The sequence below is a fragment of the Bacillus sp. B-jedd genome (assembly GCF_000821085.1).
Taxonomy (GTDB): Bacteria; Bacillota; Bacilli; order Bacillales; family Cytobacillaceae; genus Bacillus_D.
The window spans coordinates 3366397-3381874 of sequence record NZ_CCXR01000001.1 but is presented as its reverse complement, the minus strand read 5'-3'; the positions used below and the strand labels follow the sequence as shown (position 1 = coordinate 3381874).

Here is a 15478-nt window from a genome sequence, read left to right as displayed (position 1 = left end):
TGAAAAAAGTGAAAATCACTGAGCTGCTGACAAAAGAAACGATTCTCTTATCGGTTGACGGAACGAAGAAACTGGATGCGATTGACAGCCTGGTTGGAATCCTGTTCGACGCTGGAAAGATTGACAGCAAGGAAGACTTTAAGGAAGCCATTTTGAAAAGGGAAGCTCAAAGCACGACAGGTGTCGGTGACGGGATTGCTATTCCGCACGCGAAAACGAAATCAGTCAGGCAGGCGGCGATTGCATTCGGCAAATCGGAGGCCGGAGTTGACTATGAATCGCTGGACGGACAGCCGGCCCATTTATTCTTTATGATTGCCGCCCCGGAAGGCGCGAACAATACTCACCTTGAAGCGCTCGCGAGGCTTTCTGGCATGCTGATGCGGCCGGAAGTCAGGGAAAAGCTGATGGCGGCTTCTTCAAGAGAAGAGGTCCTTGAAGTCATCAACGCCTATGACCAGGATGAAGAGGAACAGGCGCCAGAGCCGTATACATCGGGCAGGCAAAAGCCATTCGTGGTAGCAGTTACGGCGTGCCCGACCGGCATCGCCCATACGTATATGGCCGCGGATGCCCTTAAGGCAAACGCCGCCGAGCTGGGCGTCGATATTAAAGTTGAAACGAACGGTTCGGGCGGAGCTAAAAACGTTCTGACTGCCGATGATATCCGCAATGCGGCTGCAGTCATTGTCGCAGCTGATACGAAGGTTGAAATGGAGCGGTTTTCCGGCAAGCCGGTCATTGAAGCGGCGGTAGCCGAAGGAATCCGGAAGCCAAAGGACTTGATCGAACGCGCGGTCAAACAAGACGCTCCTATTTATCAGGGAAGTGGCTCGGCTGCCAGTGGAGCTGCCGGCCGTGGCCAGAAGCCTAAGTCAATCGGCGGCACGATTTATAAGCATTTGATGAATGGCGTTTCCAATATGCTGCCGTTTGTTGTCGGAGGCGGAATTTTAATTGCGCTGTCCTTCCTGTTTGGCTACAACGCGTTCAATCCTGAGGATCCTTCCTTCCATCCGATTGCAAAAGCGTTGATGGATATTGGTGGCGGTGGCGGGGCGTTCAGCCTGCTTGTTCCAATCCTCGCTGGTTTCATCGCGATGAGCATTGCCGACAGGCCTGGCTTTGCACCGGGCGCGGTGGCCGGGGTACTTGCCAATATGGGCGGCGCCGGGTTCCTTGGCGGACTCGTTGCCGGTTTCCTTGCAGGGTATATCGTTATTGGCTTGAAGAAACTATTCGCTAATCTTCCAAGGTCGTTGGAAGGGATTAAAACGATTCTTCTTTATCCTTTATTCGGAATTGGACTGACTGGATTTTTGATGATTTACCTTGTAAATAAACCGGTTGGCGCCTTGAACCAGGCAATTACAGATTGGCTGACAGGGATAGGGACCGGAAATGCCATTCTGCTAGGAGTGGTCGTCGGCCTGATGATGGCTTTTGACATGGGCGGGCCTGTCAATAAAGCGGCCTACCTATTCGGCACAGGCCTCATCACGAACGGCGTATACGAGCCAATGGCCGCCATCATGGCTGCCGGTATGGTACCGCCGCTTGGCATCGCCTTCGCAACCACATTTTTCAAAAATAAATTCACGGTCGAAGAAAGAGACGCTGGTAAAGCGAACTATATCATGGGCCTTTCCTTTATTACCGAAGGCGCCATTCCATTTGCCGCAGGCGATCCGCTCAGGGTCATCCCTTCAACAATGGCCGGCGCCGCTGTTGCGGGAGCGCTGTCCATGGCATTCGGAATCGGGCTGAGGGCCCCGCACGGCGGAATCTTCGTCACGCCGCTTGTTGAAGGCAACTGGGTCCTTTACTTAGTAGCTATCATTGCCGGGGCGCTTGTTACCGCTGTAATGCTGGGCGTCTTAAAAAAGAAAGTCGCAGTATAGTAGATTAGTAGATGAAAAGAGCCGGCGGGGGACCGTCGGCTTTTTACAGGGGACGGTTCCGCTGCTTCATTCGGATGGCGAATGAGCAGAAGGACCGTCCCCTGTTTCATTGCTATTTCCCGCGGGTTCTGTTTGCGATAGTGACCCGTACTTCTTTGGAGGTGTAAGTTTTGCCATTGAGTTCCGCGGTAATTTTTATTTTTGATGTTCCTGGCCTGGTTCCTGTTATTTGGCCATTGTCATCTTCCTTGAGAACATCAGGGTTACTTATGCTCAGAGAATACTTTTTGTTCGACAATATCACCTTTGCGCCGTTTACCATTTTTGCCGTTACTGTTGGCAAGACGGATTTCCCGGTAACAAGTTTTTCGTCAACTTTGAGTTCAATGTGATCAATCTTTGCTGGGATTTTGAACAAGTTGGCACCCATTGCGTAATAGATGCTGCCGTCTTCTCCCAAATCCATCAGGTCCACGGTTCCTTCTACCAACCTCTCAGCTTCCAAGGTTTCCGGGTTAACCACCGTGAGCTTTCTGTTCAGTGTCGTATAGAGATTTCCATCTGGCCCCCACTCGAGATAAAATGGCCGCCACTTCGAAGAAAGGAACGTGGTTTCATAAATTTCTTTGCTTTTTACTACTTCATACGTTTCTGGATTCATAGCAAAAATGGTTCCATCAATGATTCCCCATAAAAGGCCGTCCGGACCGAACGTAAAGCCTCCGATGTTTTGGAACGGCGTATCTTCCAAGCCTGGGATTTCTGGCGTGAATTCAGCTATTGTCTCCCCTTTCTCCACGTCGAAAACAAACATTTTTGCTTCTTGTGCAATAGGTTCAAGGCCGAGGCCGCCGTAAATCGATGTGCCGCCGTAAACTTTGCCATCCTTATAGGCCAGGCCGAAAATGCTTTGGTTTTCAACAATATTCCGGTATGTTTTTGCCTCAACCTCAGCGGAACCAGCTTCTGCTTCTTTCTCTTCCAGGATGGTTAAAGCCCCGCCATGTGTTCCATAGGTCGGGATTGTTCCAATGAAGAGCTTCCCATCGCCGGTTGCCATGGTGAACGGACGGTCCTGTTCATCCTCGATATCGAGGTACAAACCAGGGTTTCCTTTGCCGTTTTCATTATAATCAATCGGCAATTTCGGATCGTAGCGGTACATCTTCGCATCTGTATAGGTTCCAAAATAAACCTTGCCATTGTATTCATGAATTCCTTCTGATTGATGAAAGGAGAAGTTTGTATAGGCATAGTCCTGAAGCTCTTCGTTATAAATGCTCATACCGCGTTGGTAGGCGCCTGAATAGACATTCCCATCAATAACAGCGAGGGCGTTGATGGTTGCACCCTGGGCATCCACATCCGGAAAGTGGACAGAATAATCGTTTGTTTCAGGATTATAGAAAAATGAATCCGTGAATGCGGTCATTCCTGCCAGGACGGTTTCCCCTGAACTTAATGTAATCCAACTGTGCGCCTTGACTGCTGTCGAGGCTGGCAGGGATGGAATGTTTTCTACCTTTGTGACGGTGTCGGTTGCTGTGTTGTAGGAGAATAGGTCTCCTTGAAGTTTGTAATAGATGAGATCTTGGTTGTTAGGAGACGGTGATGAGATTTTGCTTTGGAATTTGATTGTCCTGATATGTTTTTCGGTTGCCTCGTCGATGACATACAAATCAGCCCCCGCATAGACAAAGAGCTTCCCATTATAAATGGCGATTTCGGATATGGTTCCGTTTTGTCCGGTCAGTGGAGTAGGTATGTCCTTCTTTTCGCCGGTTTCCCTGTCATAGCGAACCACCCCAGCGGTCGTTCCAATCCCCACATAGATGTATTTGTCGGTCACGCCAAGGCCGCGGGCATACTTCTCGCCTTCATTCATCGGCCCTAAATCCCGAAAAGTGCCGCTAGCAATGTCATACTCGAACACCTTTGATTCATCGTAGGTGGCGCCGTAAATTTTCCCATCCGCGCTGCTCTTCAAATCCCAGACAAAATTGTCGGAAGGGTTTTTGCCGATCGTTTCCATTCTGTTTTCTTCAGGAAGATAGCGATATACAACACCATTTATCGTGCTTGCAAAATAAACATTGTTGTCACTCCCGATTGTCATTGCCCAGATGACATCCGAATTCGGAATAGGCTGCGAAAATAAACGCTCTCCTGTTTCGGCGTTTACCACATAAAAGACTGCCGGGGAGCCTGTGACGGCTATGTACTGCAAGTTATCGCCTTTGCTGTTTTTGCCATATGCGGCAATCTGGGATAGTGGACTTTTCACTGCTTCTCCCAAATTTACCGTATCCTCAAACTGATTTTTCATAGAGAATGCGCTTTCATTTGCGAGTGCAGCTGAGTGGGGCAATAAGGTTGAAATGAGAAGAACGAATAAAGCGGCAATCCTATTAATCTTTATTTTCAAGATGATTCCTCCTATATTTTTTGCTTGTAATGTTTCCTGTCCTCCTTCCGCTAGTTATATCTGTTTCACACTAAATAATAGATATGAGTTTTCTGAAGGTCAATATAATCTGAATATTTTGATAAAAAGGGGACTTTTAGACTAGAAGGAGAAATTCTTGAAAATTAAAGAAAAAGGTGGAAATATTCTCCTAAATAATATATGCTGAAAATTAAGAAAATAAAAAATATAAGAGGTGCCAGAATGAATCCATTATTACAGAACCTTGAAGGAGGTTTGATTGTTTCTTGTCAGGCTTTGGAGGATGAACCGCTATACGGCTCAGCAATTATGGGGAAAATGGCCATTGCAGCCCGGGAAGGCGGAGCCGTGGGAATCAGGGCAAACACTCCAGCCGATATTAAAGCAATAAAACAGGCGATTGATTTGCCGGTTATCGGTTTATATAAGAAAAACTATCAAGATAGCGAAATTTATATAACGCCAACCATCAAGGAAGTAGCAGAGGTAGTGGAAGCCGGAGCCGATATTGTTGCCTTTGATGCAACGGATAGGGTGCGCCCGGGCGGACAACTGCTGGACGATTTTGTAGAAGAGATAAGGATAAGGTTTCCTTCTGTCTTATTAATGGCTGACATTTCTACCACTGAAGAAGGGCTGCATGCAGTAGGGTTAGGCTGTGATTTGATTTCAACAACCCTGGCTGGATATACCCCTTACACCGAACACATTACGACTTTTGATAAAACACTCCTCACCGTATTGGTGGAAAAAACGGGATGCCCAATTATTGCTGAAGGTAGAGTGAATACACCTGAACTCGCAGCCGAATGCATCCGGGAGGGAGCGTTCGCAGTCGTGGTCGGTTCAGCGATTACTCGTCCGCAGGAAATCACAAAGCAATTTGCAAAAGAAATTGGAAAGACAAGTGTAAACAATTAACTTAAAAAGAAATGAAAGGGGTTACAAAAATCACGAGTTGTTTCTCAAATTAAGGGGGTGAAGCATTCATTCGATTTACATAAGGATGAATTTAAAACATGGAGACAGGGGTCGGTGACCAAGCAGGAAAGACAATTAAGAGGAAAAGGGGATAGATATGAAAAAGTTCTTGTTGCTTTTGGTTGCATTGATGGTCATAGCTGCTGGCTGCAGCTCAAAGGAAAGTTCGGGCAAAGACGGAAATAAGAAGGTAGACATTGAGGTTATGATGTTCGAAGGCGGATTCGGCTCTGAATGGGTGAAGGAATCAGCCAAGACTTATATGGATAAAAACAAAAATGTAAACATTAAAATCACGGCAAGCCCTGATATCCACACTCAGCTGCAAACAAGGTTTTTATCCAAAGATGTACCTGATTTAATGGTTCCAGGACCTAGCTTTGATATCCAAGGGGTTATTAAAGATGGGATGATTGAACCGATCGATGATGCACTCGAAGAAAAGGCTTATGAAAGTGATGAAAAATGGGTCGATACATTTGAACAAGGCCAGTTCAATCAAAAGAAGGATGGAAAAACATACGGAATTCCTACGATTTTTTCACCGGGGTATATTTGGTGGTACGACGAGAAGCTGTTTGAAGACAATGGATGGGAGCTTCCTAAAACGCAGGAAGATCTGTATAAGTTAAAAGCCGAGGCTGATAAGAAAGGAATCGCGGTCTTTTCAGTCCCAGGAAAGCATCCGGGTTATTATTTCTTTGGCATATACCTGCCGCTCGTGGAACGGATTGGCGGTAAGGAAGCACTTTTGGATGGGTTCAACCTGAAAGAGGGAGCATGGAAATCGCCTGCATTTTTAGAAGCGGCAAAAGAATCACAGCGTATGGTTGATGAAGGCCTGTTTTTGAAAGGAACGTTTGGATTGTCCCACACGGAAGCGCAAACATTATTCTTCCAGCGTAAGTCCTTGTTTGTTATGGCAGGTTCCTGGCTGGAAGGCGAAATGAAGGATGTCATTCCGGCTGACTTTAAACTGCGTGCATTTAATCAGCCTGCATTCCCTGGCGGTAAAGGCGAGCATCTTGCGCCTGTCTCGACAGGTTGGGGCGGTGCCTGGTATATCCCAAGCGGATCGAAAAATAAAGAAGAAACAATCAAGTTCTTGAAGTTCCTATCGAGCGAAAAGGAAGTAGAGAAAATGGTCTCTTCCAAGGGTCTTGCCAGTGTTGTCAAAAATACAGAAGATGCAATTCAATCTGAGCCTTTGAAGAGTGCGCTTAAAGTCCTTCAGGATGCAGGAGGTTCGTACGCCCCTACGGCAATTAATGATTCTTATCCAGAACTGGTCGGGAATATGAACAATATTTATCAAAGCCTCATGCTTGGTGAGCTCACTCCTGAAAAGTTCGTAGAGCAGGCAGAGAAATTCGCAGAACAAATTAGAAAAGATGACAACATTGAAAAAACAACATACTCCTGGTAAGTTCATATTTTTGGTAATTTCATAACGGTGGGGAGAGGTCTGAGTAATTCTTGGGCCTCTCTATTTTGAAAGGTTGTGAGTTTTTGAGATACGCAAGCGAAAGATGGTCGATTCTGGTGTTTTTATTGCCAGCTTCGGTCCTTTACCTTTTATTTGTCATCTACCCATCCTTCAATGCATTTCTGATGAGTTTATATAATTGGCGGGGCCTCGGAACAAAAACATTTATTGGGCTCGATAATTATAAACGGATGCTTGAGGATGAAATCTTTATTAACACTTTGAAGGTGACAGGGAAATACATATTAATCCAGGTTCCGATCGTTTTATTGCTATCAGTCGTAATCGCACTCTCGATTTCTCATTTTTTGAAAACAAGATGGCTGAATCTTTATCGTTCGATTACGTTCTTCCCATATATTCTTCCGGGAGTAGCTATCGCGATGCTATGGTCAACCATATTGAATCCAGTCAATGGCATGTTTAACGGACTGCTTGATGCGGTAGGATTGGACTTCCTTATGACTGAATGGCTTGGACGGACGGAAACGGCGTTTGGCAGTGTCGTTTTCGTTAATGTGTGGGGAATGGTCGGGTTTTACAGCATTTTGATTCTCGCGGCCATCCTGAATATTCCGCAGGATATCCTTGAAGCGGCTGAAATTGATGGGGCAACCAAATTTAAAAAAAGCATTTATATTACGCTCCCAATGCTGAGGGATATTTTGCAGGTAGTTACGATATTTACATTGATCAATACAATTAAAATATTTGAAATGCCGCAATTGTTAACGGGCGGGGGACCTAACCGGTCAACCCAGCCAATTTCCCTTTATATTTATGAGCAGGCGTTTTCGAACTTCAATTTTGGTTATGCTTCAGCTCTTGGAGTTATCTTTTTAATCCTTACATTAATTGCATCAATGTTGACGTTGAAGGTTACGAGGAGGGAAGGCTAGATGGGCAAGTTTTTTCGGAATATTGGAAGCCATTTGTTCCTCACATTTCTATCTCTTTTGATTATTATCCCGGTCATCTGGGTTTTTGTGAATTCAGTCAAATCATCGGCTGATATCTTATTAAAACCATTATCTTTTCCGGAAAAAATAACGTTTGAGAATTACTCGAACGCCTGGAATGAAGCTGGCTTAGGGATTGGATTTATTAATAGCATTATCGTTACATTGATTACAGTGACTCTAATTGTCATCATTTCGGCAATGGCTGCCTATGTATTGAGCAGGAAAAAGTTCCGCTTTCGAATCGCTGTCCAGAATACATTTTTAATGGGCTTGATGCTGCCGACCTTTTTGGCAATGGCTCCGTTGTTTTTGTTAATGAATGATCTGGGGCTTGTCAATAGCATCCCGGGCTTGATTTTGGTCTATATTGCCTATTCATTATCGTTTACAATATTTATGTTGATTGCTTTTTTTAATCAAATACCGGATTCTTTAGAAGAAGCCGCCATTATTGACGGATGCGGACCATTTAAGGTTTTTTGGATGGTGATGTTTCCGTTGGCAAAACCAGGCCTGATTTCCGCAGCGATCTTTAATTTTGTTGGTATTTGGAATGAATACATACTGGCGCTTATTTTAATAACCGATGATGAATTAAAGACATTGCCTGTAAAGTTGGCCAATATCATGATGATTCAGCAATATCATACCGACTGGGGAGCCCTGTATGCCGGGCTGGTCCTATCATTCATCCCGGTCACGCTCTTTTATTTGATTTTTCAAAGGCGGCTTATCGAAGGATCAACTGCAGGTTCTGTTAAAGAATAGTTACTAAAAGGTTAGGGTGAACGATAATGTCTACGATAAGTACCACTCTGAAAATCAAAAGCTATTATAATAGCTTAACCAAAACAGAAAAAAAAGCCGCAGATTATATTGTGGCTAATTTAAATGATATTATTTATTGTTCCGTTACCGAATTGGCTGAAAAAGCAGATGTCGGGGAAACCACTGTTTTGCGCCTGTGCAGAAAAATCGGCTTTTCTGGTTTTCAGGACTTTAAATTAGCGCTCGCTCAAGAATCTGTGATGATGGCATCTGAAGAAGAAATCGAGCAATCCATTATTAAAAAAACAACATCGATGCATTTGAAAGTCCTTGAGGAAAGTAGACAGTTATTGGATGAAGAGCAGGTGGGAAAAGCGGTTCAAGCCATTCTTTCTTCGCAAAATACTCTCTTCTTTGGCGTTGGATCGTCTGGATTAACCGCTTTGGAGGCAGTCAATGTATTCACAAGAATAGGGATTAAATGCGACGCCAAGCAGGATAGCCATTTCCAGGCGATGAGCGCCTCATTGCTGAACGAAAATGATTGTGCGGTTGGGATATCTGTTTCTGGAAGCACAAAAGATACGATTCACAACATTGAGATCGCAAAAAAGGCAGGTGCGAGGATTATTTGTATAACGAGCAATAGCAAATCACCTATTACTAAATTAGCGGATATTGTTCTTTTAACTTCCTCAAAGGAAGGGCCGCTCGAAGGCAGCTCGATTGTTTCAAAAATGGCCCAATTGTCTGTACTGGATATTCTGCATTCCGCCATTATTAACAAGAGAGAGGACATTGCGCAAACCGCACGGAAAGCCACGGCAAAAGCTGTTACACATAAGATGTATTAAGGATGGTGCCACCGATGGGGAGACATATAGGGGATTTTTCTTTAGAACAGCTGCAGGCGTATAAACCGGAGCTGGTGAATAAACCGGCTGATTTCGCCTCGTTTTGGAAGGGCGAAAAAGAGCGGGTGAAGCGTTCCGGCTTTTCTGTAGATGTTAAGTGGATTGATTATCCGCTCGCCTCTGTTGAGGTGGCCGAATTAACGCTCCATAGCTGGGATCGTACGCCGATTAAGGGAACTCTGATGAGGCTAAAGCGTCTACTGGAAGGGCCGGTGAAACTTCAATTCCATGGGTATACGGGAAGCCGCGGCTTGCCATCCGAGTTTTTAAAATGGGTACTTCAGGGAATAACGGTGATTGCTTTCGATGTAAGGGGGCAGGGGGATTCACCTGATTATGCCAACTACCCGAATGGCAGCAGAATAACTGGCTGGATGACTCTTGGGATTTTTGAAAGGGAAACCTACTATTATACAAATGTTTACCGTGATATTATCGCTCAACTGGAATGGGTTCTAACAGGCGCGCCTGTAAAGCCGACTATTTTGGGAGTCAATGGCGCTTCCCAGGGAGGAGGGCTGGCCCTTGTTGCAGCCGGCTTGGAAGTAAAAGTCCAGTTTGTCGCCTGTGATTGGCCTTTTTTGACCCACTTTGACCGTGCCTTGGAGGTTTCCCTGTCTGGCCCATACATGGAACTCATCAATTATTTAAAATTACATAATCCGGAGAACAACTTGAAATCGAAAATTTTGGATACACTTGCCTATGTCGATGCATTGCATTTTTGCCCGGATATCCAAGTGCCTATATTAATGGGTATCGGCCTGGAAGATTCCACGACTCCTCCCTCATCAGCTTATGCGGCCTTTAACCATATACGAAGCCAAGACAAAACCATCGTTCCCTATCCCCAATATCAGCATGAGCCCAACCCTTTCCATGAAGAAAAGAAAATAGCCTTCATTCATGAGCGAATTTATGGCTCCTAATTACCTGTTTTTTTGCGAGATACTGGGGAGGTTCCGGCTTCATTCTGGTTTTAAATGAAGCTTTAGAGTCGCCTCCTTGTTCCATTGTTTTAAACAGGGTATTTCCTCCTGATTTCCGAGATCTAGGTCTTTTTTCTCTTTTTTGCTGCGAGGATTCGTTTAAAAATTGAGGGTATTAAAAGGAGGCTCAGATAATGACAGGAAGTCATTTCGTTCAAGGTAGAAAGAAGTTTTTTTTGCCCTTATTAGCGGTTGTTTTGTTTTTTAGTGCGGGCGGTTTTTCCTCCAAGGCTGAGGCGGCTGTGTCCAACGCTTCGGTTTTGAAAAGCGAGGCAAGCCAAATGATTGTGGTGGAAGCGGCTAAGTCAAGTTCGTCTGCTATTTTGCAGAGATATGTGAAGCAAAATGGCAAATGGGTCAAGTATTCGGCGCCTATCCAAGCGGTTGTAGGAAAGTCTGGCATCGGTAAAGGGAAAGAAGGGGACGCGAAGACGCCACTTGGAACTTATTTGCTGGGGACTTCTTTCGGCTGGGCGCCAAAGCCGGCCGGTATGATTTACCCATTTAAAGCCGCAACAAAATATGACTATTGGATTGATGATGTCAACTCGCCAGATTACAACAAATGGGTCAATTATAAAGGGAATCCGGCCGACCGTTGGAAGTCTTTCGAAAGGTTGAACCATCCTTTGTATAAGTATGCCGTTGTGATTAGGTACAATGATAACCCAATTGTAAAGGGAGCCGGCAGTGCGATTTTTTTGCATATAAAAACGAGTTCGACAAAGTACACACTTGGGTGTGTGGCTGTGAATGAAGGTGACCTCGTTACGATTCTGAAATGGCTGGATCCGAAAAAGAAACCGATTATCGACATAAAAGAAGCGAAATCTACTGTAAAAATTACAGCAAGTGCGTTGAATGTGCGTGCCAGCGCTACCACTGGTTCGAAAATTGTTGGCGTAGTTAAGAAGAATCAGGTTTTTACGGTGAAGGATGTTTATTTAAATTCGCAAAAGCAGACATGGCTTCGGATTGAATACAGCAAAGGGAAGTATGGATGGGTTAGTGCAAGTTATACGAGTTATTGAGCGGGAAGGTAACACCTTCCGGTTCTTTTTTTTCGCTGAAAAGGACGTTTCCAGTGCTTCATTTTACATCCGGATGAAGCGCTGGAAGCGTCCCCTGCTTTATTTCGCTTTCCGCTTTCGAGCGGTGATGTTTTTCGATTTGCGGTATTGGGAGGGTGTTTCGTTTGTGACGCGTTTAAAAGATTGGGCGAAAAAAGATTGGGATGAGAAGCCGGTTATTGCCGCGATGTCGGATATTGGGTAGTTGGTTGTTTCGAGCAATAGTTTGCTTTCCCGGATTCTTGTTTGGATCAAGTATTCAATCGGGGAGATGCCGACTGATTTTTTAAATAAATGGGCCATGTAATATTTGTTGATGTGGCTGGCTTCGGCGAGGGTGTCGAGGTTGAGGTCCTCGCGGAAGTGCTGCTTGATGTAGTTTTTGATAAAGGCGACATCTTTGTTGATTTTCTGTGGTGAGGTTTTTTCAAGTGTAAACGCTTTCTTACGGGTCATTTTGAGCAAAAGGATTTCAAGGATGTTTTGCACGATCAGTTCGTAATCGTCCTTTTGGTTCTCTACTTCTTCTAGCAGCCTTTGCAGGAAGAACAAGTAAATCTCTTTGTCGCGGTGGTAATTATAGAAGCTTACTTGTCCAGTATTTTCAATAGACGAAATGGAAAGCCCTTGGACGCCAAGCGCGATGTATTCAAGCGGCTGCTCAGGAGAAGACTTTTCCGTATGTTCGATGTGCGGATTGACGATGACAATATCATATTCCTTAATCGGAACCTCCTGGCCTGGCGATACGAAGGAACCCTGGCCCTTCGTGACATAGAGAATTTCGGTGAAGTGATGGGTATGGGTCTTGCTGTGCCAGTCAGTGTCATACTTCGATTTTGTTACATATAAAAGCTTGATTGGCAAGTGCTCTCTTGGTGCCTTCGGCAGCTCATACAACACATTGGACATCCTGGACTCATCCTCCCAGCGGGTTTTCGATATAAAATGAACTATATAGGTTGAAATAAAGATTAGTATGAAACGGAAAGCTGGTGGTTGATTTCCGCTCCGGGCATTTCGCTTTCCGCGGGGCATCAGTGGAGCCTCCTCGGAGCAAAGCTCCTGTGGGGTCTCCCCTTGCTGCTCTATCCCGCAGGACAACCAGCTTCTTCGAGTGGGCTTTGCACGAAGGAAATGCGTTAGCATTTTCGAGGAGTCTACATGCCTGAGCTCCAATCAACCAGCTATTCAAATTTAATCAAGTAATAATTAAATTCAACCTATATAGTTTTTTGCAAAAGTGGTTTTATCAATCAGTGATTAAGACGTCAATCAATCACAAAACTCCCTAAATTAAGTATATATCTTTTTTAGTAGATTCACACCCAAAAAGCAAGATACATAAAAAACTAGACAAGATTTTAATAAGGCATTAACTCTAATCCCAAAAAACAGGACAAAATATCGGTATTTATACCTAATAACGAGCCTGAATATCCCGCTTATCATCGAAATCCCCCAGCTATTTTTTGATAAATCTGATAATTGGTCGCCCGAAAGGTTTTAGTGGATTACAGACATAAAAAGCAAGATGCCTAAAAAAGACGACAAGATGTTGATTGTGAAAGCGCTTTTCTGAGCCTAAACTTAAAGTATGAACAAAAAGTCCTAACGAAGTAGAGGAGGAGTACGATGAAGAAGAAGTTTCTACTGGCAGGTATGTCGGCGTTGCTTTCGCTCAGTTTAGTGGCTTGCCAGAGTGATAGCAATCCCGCTAGCGGCAAGAAAGACGATAAAGACGGCAAAAAGGAAACGATCCAGGTTGCCGCTTTGGAATCGGCTTACGGCAAGGATATGTGGGAAAAGGTGGTTGCCGAGTATGAAAAGGCCAACCCGGATGTAAAGGTTGAGTTGACGATCGACAAGAACCTCGAGGATGTCATCAGCCCGAATATGAAGGCTGGAAATTATCCCGATGTTGTCGCGCTTGGACTTGGAAGGAAGCTTGCCTTGACAGAAACAATGATCAAGGACAAGGGAATTGAAGACATCACCGATGTTTTTGATAAGAAGGTCTACGGCGAGGATGCAAAAGTGAAGGACAAGTTGATCCCAGGCTTTACGGAAACGCTTGTCACCAACCCGTATAACGATGGCAAAACTTATCTTGCACCAATGTTCTACAGCCCTACCGGTTTGTTCTATAACGCTGCCCTTTTGAAAGAAAAAGGCTGGGAAGTCCCCGAGACTTGGGATGAAATGTGGGCGCTGGGTGATAAAGCGAAAGCAGAGGGAATTTCTCTCTTCACCTATCCAACTACCGGTTACTTTGACGCCTTCTTCTTCTCGCTTCTTTTTGAAATTGGCGGACCGGACTTCTTCAACAAGGCGATGAAATATGAAGATGGCGTTTGGGAATCTCCTGAAGCAACGAAAGCATTCGAAATTGTTGGCAAGCTTGCAAAATACATCGCGCCAACAACGGTTGCAAACGCAAATGACAAGGACTATACGAAAAACCAGCAGCTTATCCTTGATAACAAGGCAATCTTCATGCCAAACGGCACATGGGTTGTCGGCGAGATGAAGGACGCACCAAGGGCGGAAGGCTTTGAATGGGGCATGACGGCGCTGCCGGCTGTTGAATCAGGCGGGGACCGCTACGCATTCACTTTCTTCGAGCAAATGTGGGTACCATCCCAGGCTGACAATAAAGATGCAGCCAAGGACTTCCTGACTTTCGTCTATTCCGACAAAGCAGCGGAAATCTTCGCGGAAGCCGGCGCTATCCAGCCGATCCAAGGCATTTCCGACAAGTTGTCAGGCGACAATAAATTGTTCTACAGCATTTATGACAGCGGCGCGAAAGCAGGCATGGGCGGCTTCGCGGCAACTGACGCTGTTGAGGGCGTCAGCATGGGCGAGACATTGTTCAGATCGATCGACAGCGTTGTTTCTGGCGATAAATCAGTCAAGGAATGGCAAGAAGCTGTTGAGAAGGCTAGCGACAAATTGCGTCCAGCCCTAAAATAATCCAACGGAATAGGTTCTGTTGAAATATAACGGTGAGGAGCCTTTCTCACCGTTATATTCTTTAGTTGAGGTGAATCCCAATGAATAAAACAAAAGAAAAGCGGCTCTTCCTATTTATCTGCACCGCCCCGGCGGTTATCCTGCTCACCATTTTCCTGATCTTCCCGACGATTGAAGTATTCCGCATGTCCATGTATAAGTGGGGCGGTTTTTCCAATAACAAGGTTTTTGTAGGCTTCAATAATTTCAAAATCCTCTGGGAGGATATGAACTTTTTCCGATCCCTGCAAAATAGCGTCCTGCTGATTGTGGTCGTTACGTTGATTACGATGGTGCTGGCCATCCTGTTTGCAGCCTTGCTGTCGCGGGAGAAGGTAAAAGGGGACAGTATTTTCAGGATTATATTCTATATCCCAAATATTTTATCCATCGTTGTTATCGCGGGGATTTTTTCGGCTGTCTATGACCCGTCGACAGGGCTTCTGAACAATTTCTTCGGGGCGCTTGGCCTTGAAAACATGCAGAAGATGTGGCTCGGCGACCAGAAGATTGCGATTTACGCAATTGGCGGAGCGCTCGTCTGGCAGGCGATCGGCTATTACATGGTTATGTACATGGCGAGTATGGCGAGCATTCCCGAGAGCTTGTATGAAGCGTCGGCCTTGGAAGGCGCGGGCAGGATCCGGCAGTTTTTTGACATCACCTTGCCCCTCATCTGGAACAACATTCGCACGACACTTACATTTTTCATCATCAGTACAATCAATTTGAGCTTCCTGCTTGTCCAGGCGATGACAGGCGGCGGTCCGGACAATTCGACGCAAGTATTCCTAAGTTATATGTACCAGCAGGCGTATACGAATTCTTCATATGGATACGGGATGGCCATCGGCGTTGTCGTTTTCCTGTTTTCCTTCGGATTGTCGGCCATTATCAGTTTTGCAACAAAACGCGATGTACTGGAGTATTAAGGGGGGCTGAATTG

General features: G+C 45.2%; 12 protein-coding genes. 10 read left to right on the top strand and 2 right to left on the bottom strand.

Features of this window, described 5'->3' with window-relative positions; all coding sequences use genetic code 11:
- Positions 1 to 8 precede the first annotated feature (8 nt).
- Positions 9 to 1901, top strand: coding sequence for a PTS fructose transporter subunit IIABC (locus BN1002_RS16760; protein WP_048826680.1), 1893 nt, complete (start codon positions 9 to 11; stop codon positions 1899 to 1901).
- Between the two features lie 112 nt (positions 1902 to 2013).
- On the opposite strand, the gene BN1002_RS16755 is transcribed toward BN1002_RS16760, so the two are convergent.
- Positions 2014 to 4326, bottom strand: a complete 2313-nt coding sequence (locus BN1002_RS16755) for a hypothetical protein (RefSeq protein WP_048826679.1) — start codon at positions 4324 to 4326, stop codon at positions 2014 to 2016.
- A gap of 243 nt (positions 4327 to 4569) precedes the next feature.
- On the opposite strand from BN1002_RS16755, the gene BN1002_RS16750 reads away from it, so the two are divergent.
- From BN1002_RS16750 to BN1002_RS23410, 7 genes are all read left to right on the top strand, one after another.
- Positions 4570 to 5268, top strand: coding sequence for an N-acetylmannosamine-6-phosphate 2-epimerase (locus BN1002_RS16750; protein WP_048828015.1), 699 nt, complete (start codon positions 4570 to 4572; stop codon positions 5266 to 5268).
- Between the two features lie 157 nt (positions 5269 to 5425).
- Positions 5426 to 6754 (top strand): extracellular solute-binding protein, encoded by a 1329-nt coding sequence (locus tag BN1002_RS16745; RefSeq protein WP_048826678.1) that lies wholly within the window; start codon positions 5426 to 5428, stop codon positions 6752 to 6754.
- Positions 6755 to 6837: 83 nt separating this feature from the next.
- On the top strand, positions 6838 to 7713 hold the full coding sequence (locus BN1002_RS16740; protein ID WP_048826677.1) for a carbohydrate ABC transporter permease: 876 nt from the start codon (positions 6838 to 6840) through the stop codon (positions 7711 to 7713).
- Positions 7714 to 8544, top strand: coding sequence for a carbohydrate ABC transporter permease (locus BN1002_RS16735; protein WP_048826676.1), 831 nt, complete (start codon positions 7714 to 7716; stop codon positions 8542 to 8544). It begins immediately after the preceding gene.
- Positions 8545 to 8570: 26 nt separating this feature from the next.
- Positions 8571 to 9398, top strand: coding sequence for a MurR/RpiR family transcriptional regulator (locus BN1002_RS16730; RefSeq protein WP_048826675.1), 828 nt, complete (start codon positions 8571 to 8573; stop codon positions 9396 to 9398).
- A gap of 14 nt (positions 9399 to 9412) precedes the next feature.
- Positions 9413 to 10387, top strand: coding sequence for an acetylxylan esterase (locus BN1002_RS16725; protein WP_048826674.1), 975 nt, complete (start codon positions 9413 to 9415; stop codon positions 10385 to 10387).
- Positions 10388 to 10581: 194 nt separating this feature from the next.
- Positions 10582 to 11478, top strand: a complete 897-nt coding sequence (locus BN1002_RS23410; RefSeq protein ID WP_082036271.1) for an SH3 domain-containing protein — start codon at positions 10582 to 10584, stop codon at positions 11476 to 11478.
- A gap of 99 nt (positions 11479 to 11577) precedes the next feature.
- On the opposite strand, the gene BN1002_RS16715 is transcribed toward BN1002_RS23410, so the two are convergent.
- Entirely contained in the window at positions 11578 to 12429 is an 852-nt protein-coding gene (locus tag BN1002_RS16715) for an AraC family transcriptional regulator (RefSeq protein ID WP_048828013.1), read from the bottom strand.
- 723 nt (positions 12430 to 13152) lie between these two features.
- On the opposite strand from BN1002_RS16715, the gene BN1002_RS16710 reads away from it, so the two are divergent.
- Together BN1002_RS16710 and BN1002_RS16705 are read left to right on the top strand one after the other, a co-directional pair.
- On the top strand, positions 13153 to 14493 hold the full coding sequence (locus tag BN1002_RS16710; protein ID WP_048826673.1) for a carbohydrate ABC transporter substrate-binding protein: 1341 nt from the start codon (positions 13153 to 13155) through the stop codon (positions 14491 to 14493).
- 80 nt (positions 14494 to 14573) lie between these two features.
- Positions 14574 to 15464: a carbohydrate ABC transporter permease gene (locus BN1002_RS16705; protein ID WP_048826672.1), complete on the top strand. Its 891-nt coding sequence runs from the start codon at positions 14574 to 14576 to the stop codon at positions 15462 to 15464.
- The last annotated feature ends 14 nt before the right edge of the window (positions 15465 to 15478 follow it).

What these genes read in the sequence shown, in the direction of transcription:
- BN1002_RS16750 (WP_048828015.1), top strand. Translation starts at nt 4,570, where the DNA reads ATGAATCCATTATTACAGAACCTTGAAGGAGGTTTGATTGTTTCTTGT.
- BN1002_RS16745 (WP_048826678.1), top strand. Translation starts at nt 5,426, where the DNA reads ATGAAAAAGTTCTTGTTGCTTTTGGTTGCATTGATGGTCATAGCTGCT.
- BN1002_RS16735 (WP_048826676.1), top strand. Translation starts at nt 7,714, where the DNA reads ATGGGCAAGTTTTTTCGGAATATTGGAAGCCATTTGTTCCTCACATTT.
- BN1002_RS16730 (WP_048826675.1), top strand. Translation starts at nt 8,571, where the DNA reads ATGTCTACGATAAGTACCACTCTGAAAATCAAAAGCTATTATAATAGC.
- BN1002_RS16725 (WP_048826674.1), top strand. Translation starts at nt 9,413, where the DNA reads ATGGGGAGACATATAGGGGATTTTTCTTTAGAACAGCTGCAGGCGTAT.
- BN1002_RS23410 (WP_082036271.1), top strand. Translation starts at nt 10,582, where the DNA reads ATGACAGGAAGTCATTTCGTTCAAGGTAGAAAGAAGTTTTTTTTGCCC.
- BN1002_RS16715 (WP_048828013.1), bottom strand. Translation starts at nt 12,429, where the DNA reads ATGTCCAATGTGTTGTATGAGCTGCCGAAGGCACCAAGAGAGCACTTG.
- BN1002_RS16710 (WP_048826673.1), top strand. Translation starts at nt 13,153, where the DNA reads ATGAAGAAGAAGTTTCTACTGGCAGGTATGTCGGCGTTGCTTTCGCTC.
- BN1002_RS16705 (WP_048826672.1), top strand. Translation starts at nt 14,574, where the DNA reads ATGAATAAAACAAAAGAAAAGCGGCTCTTCCTATTTATCTGCACCGCC.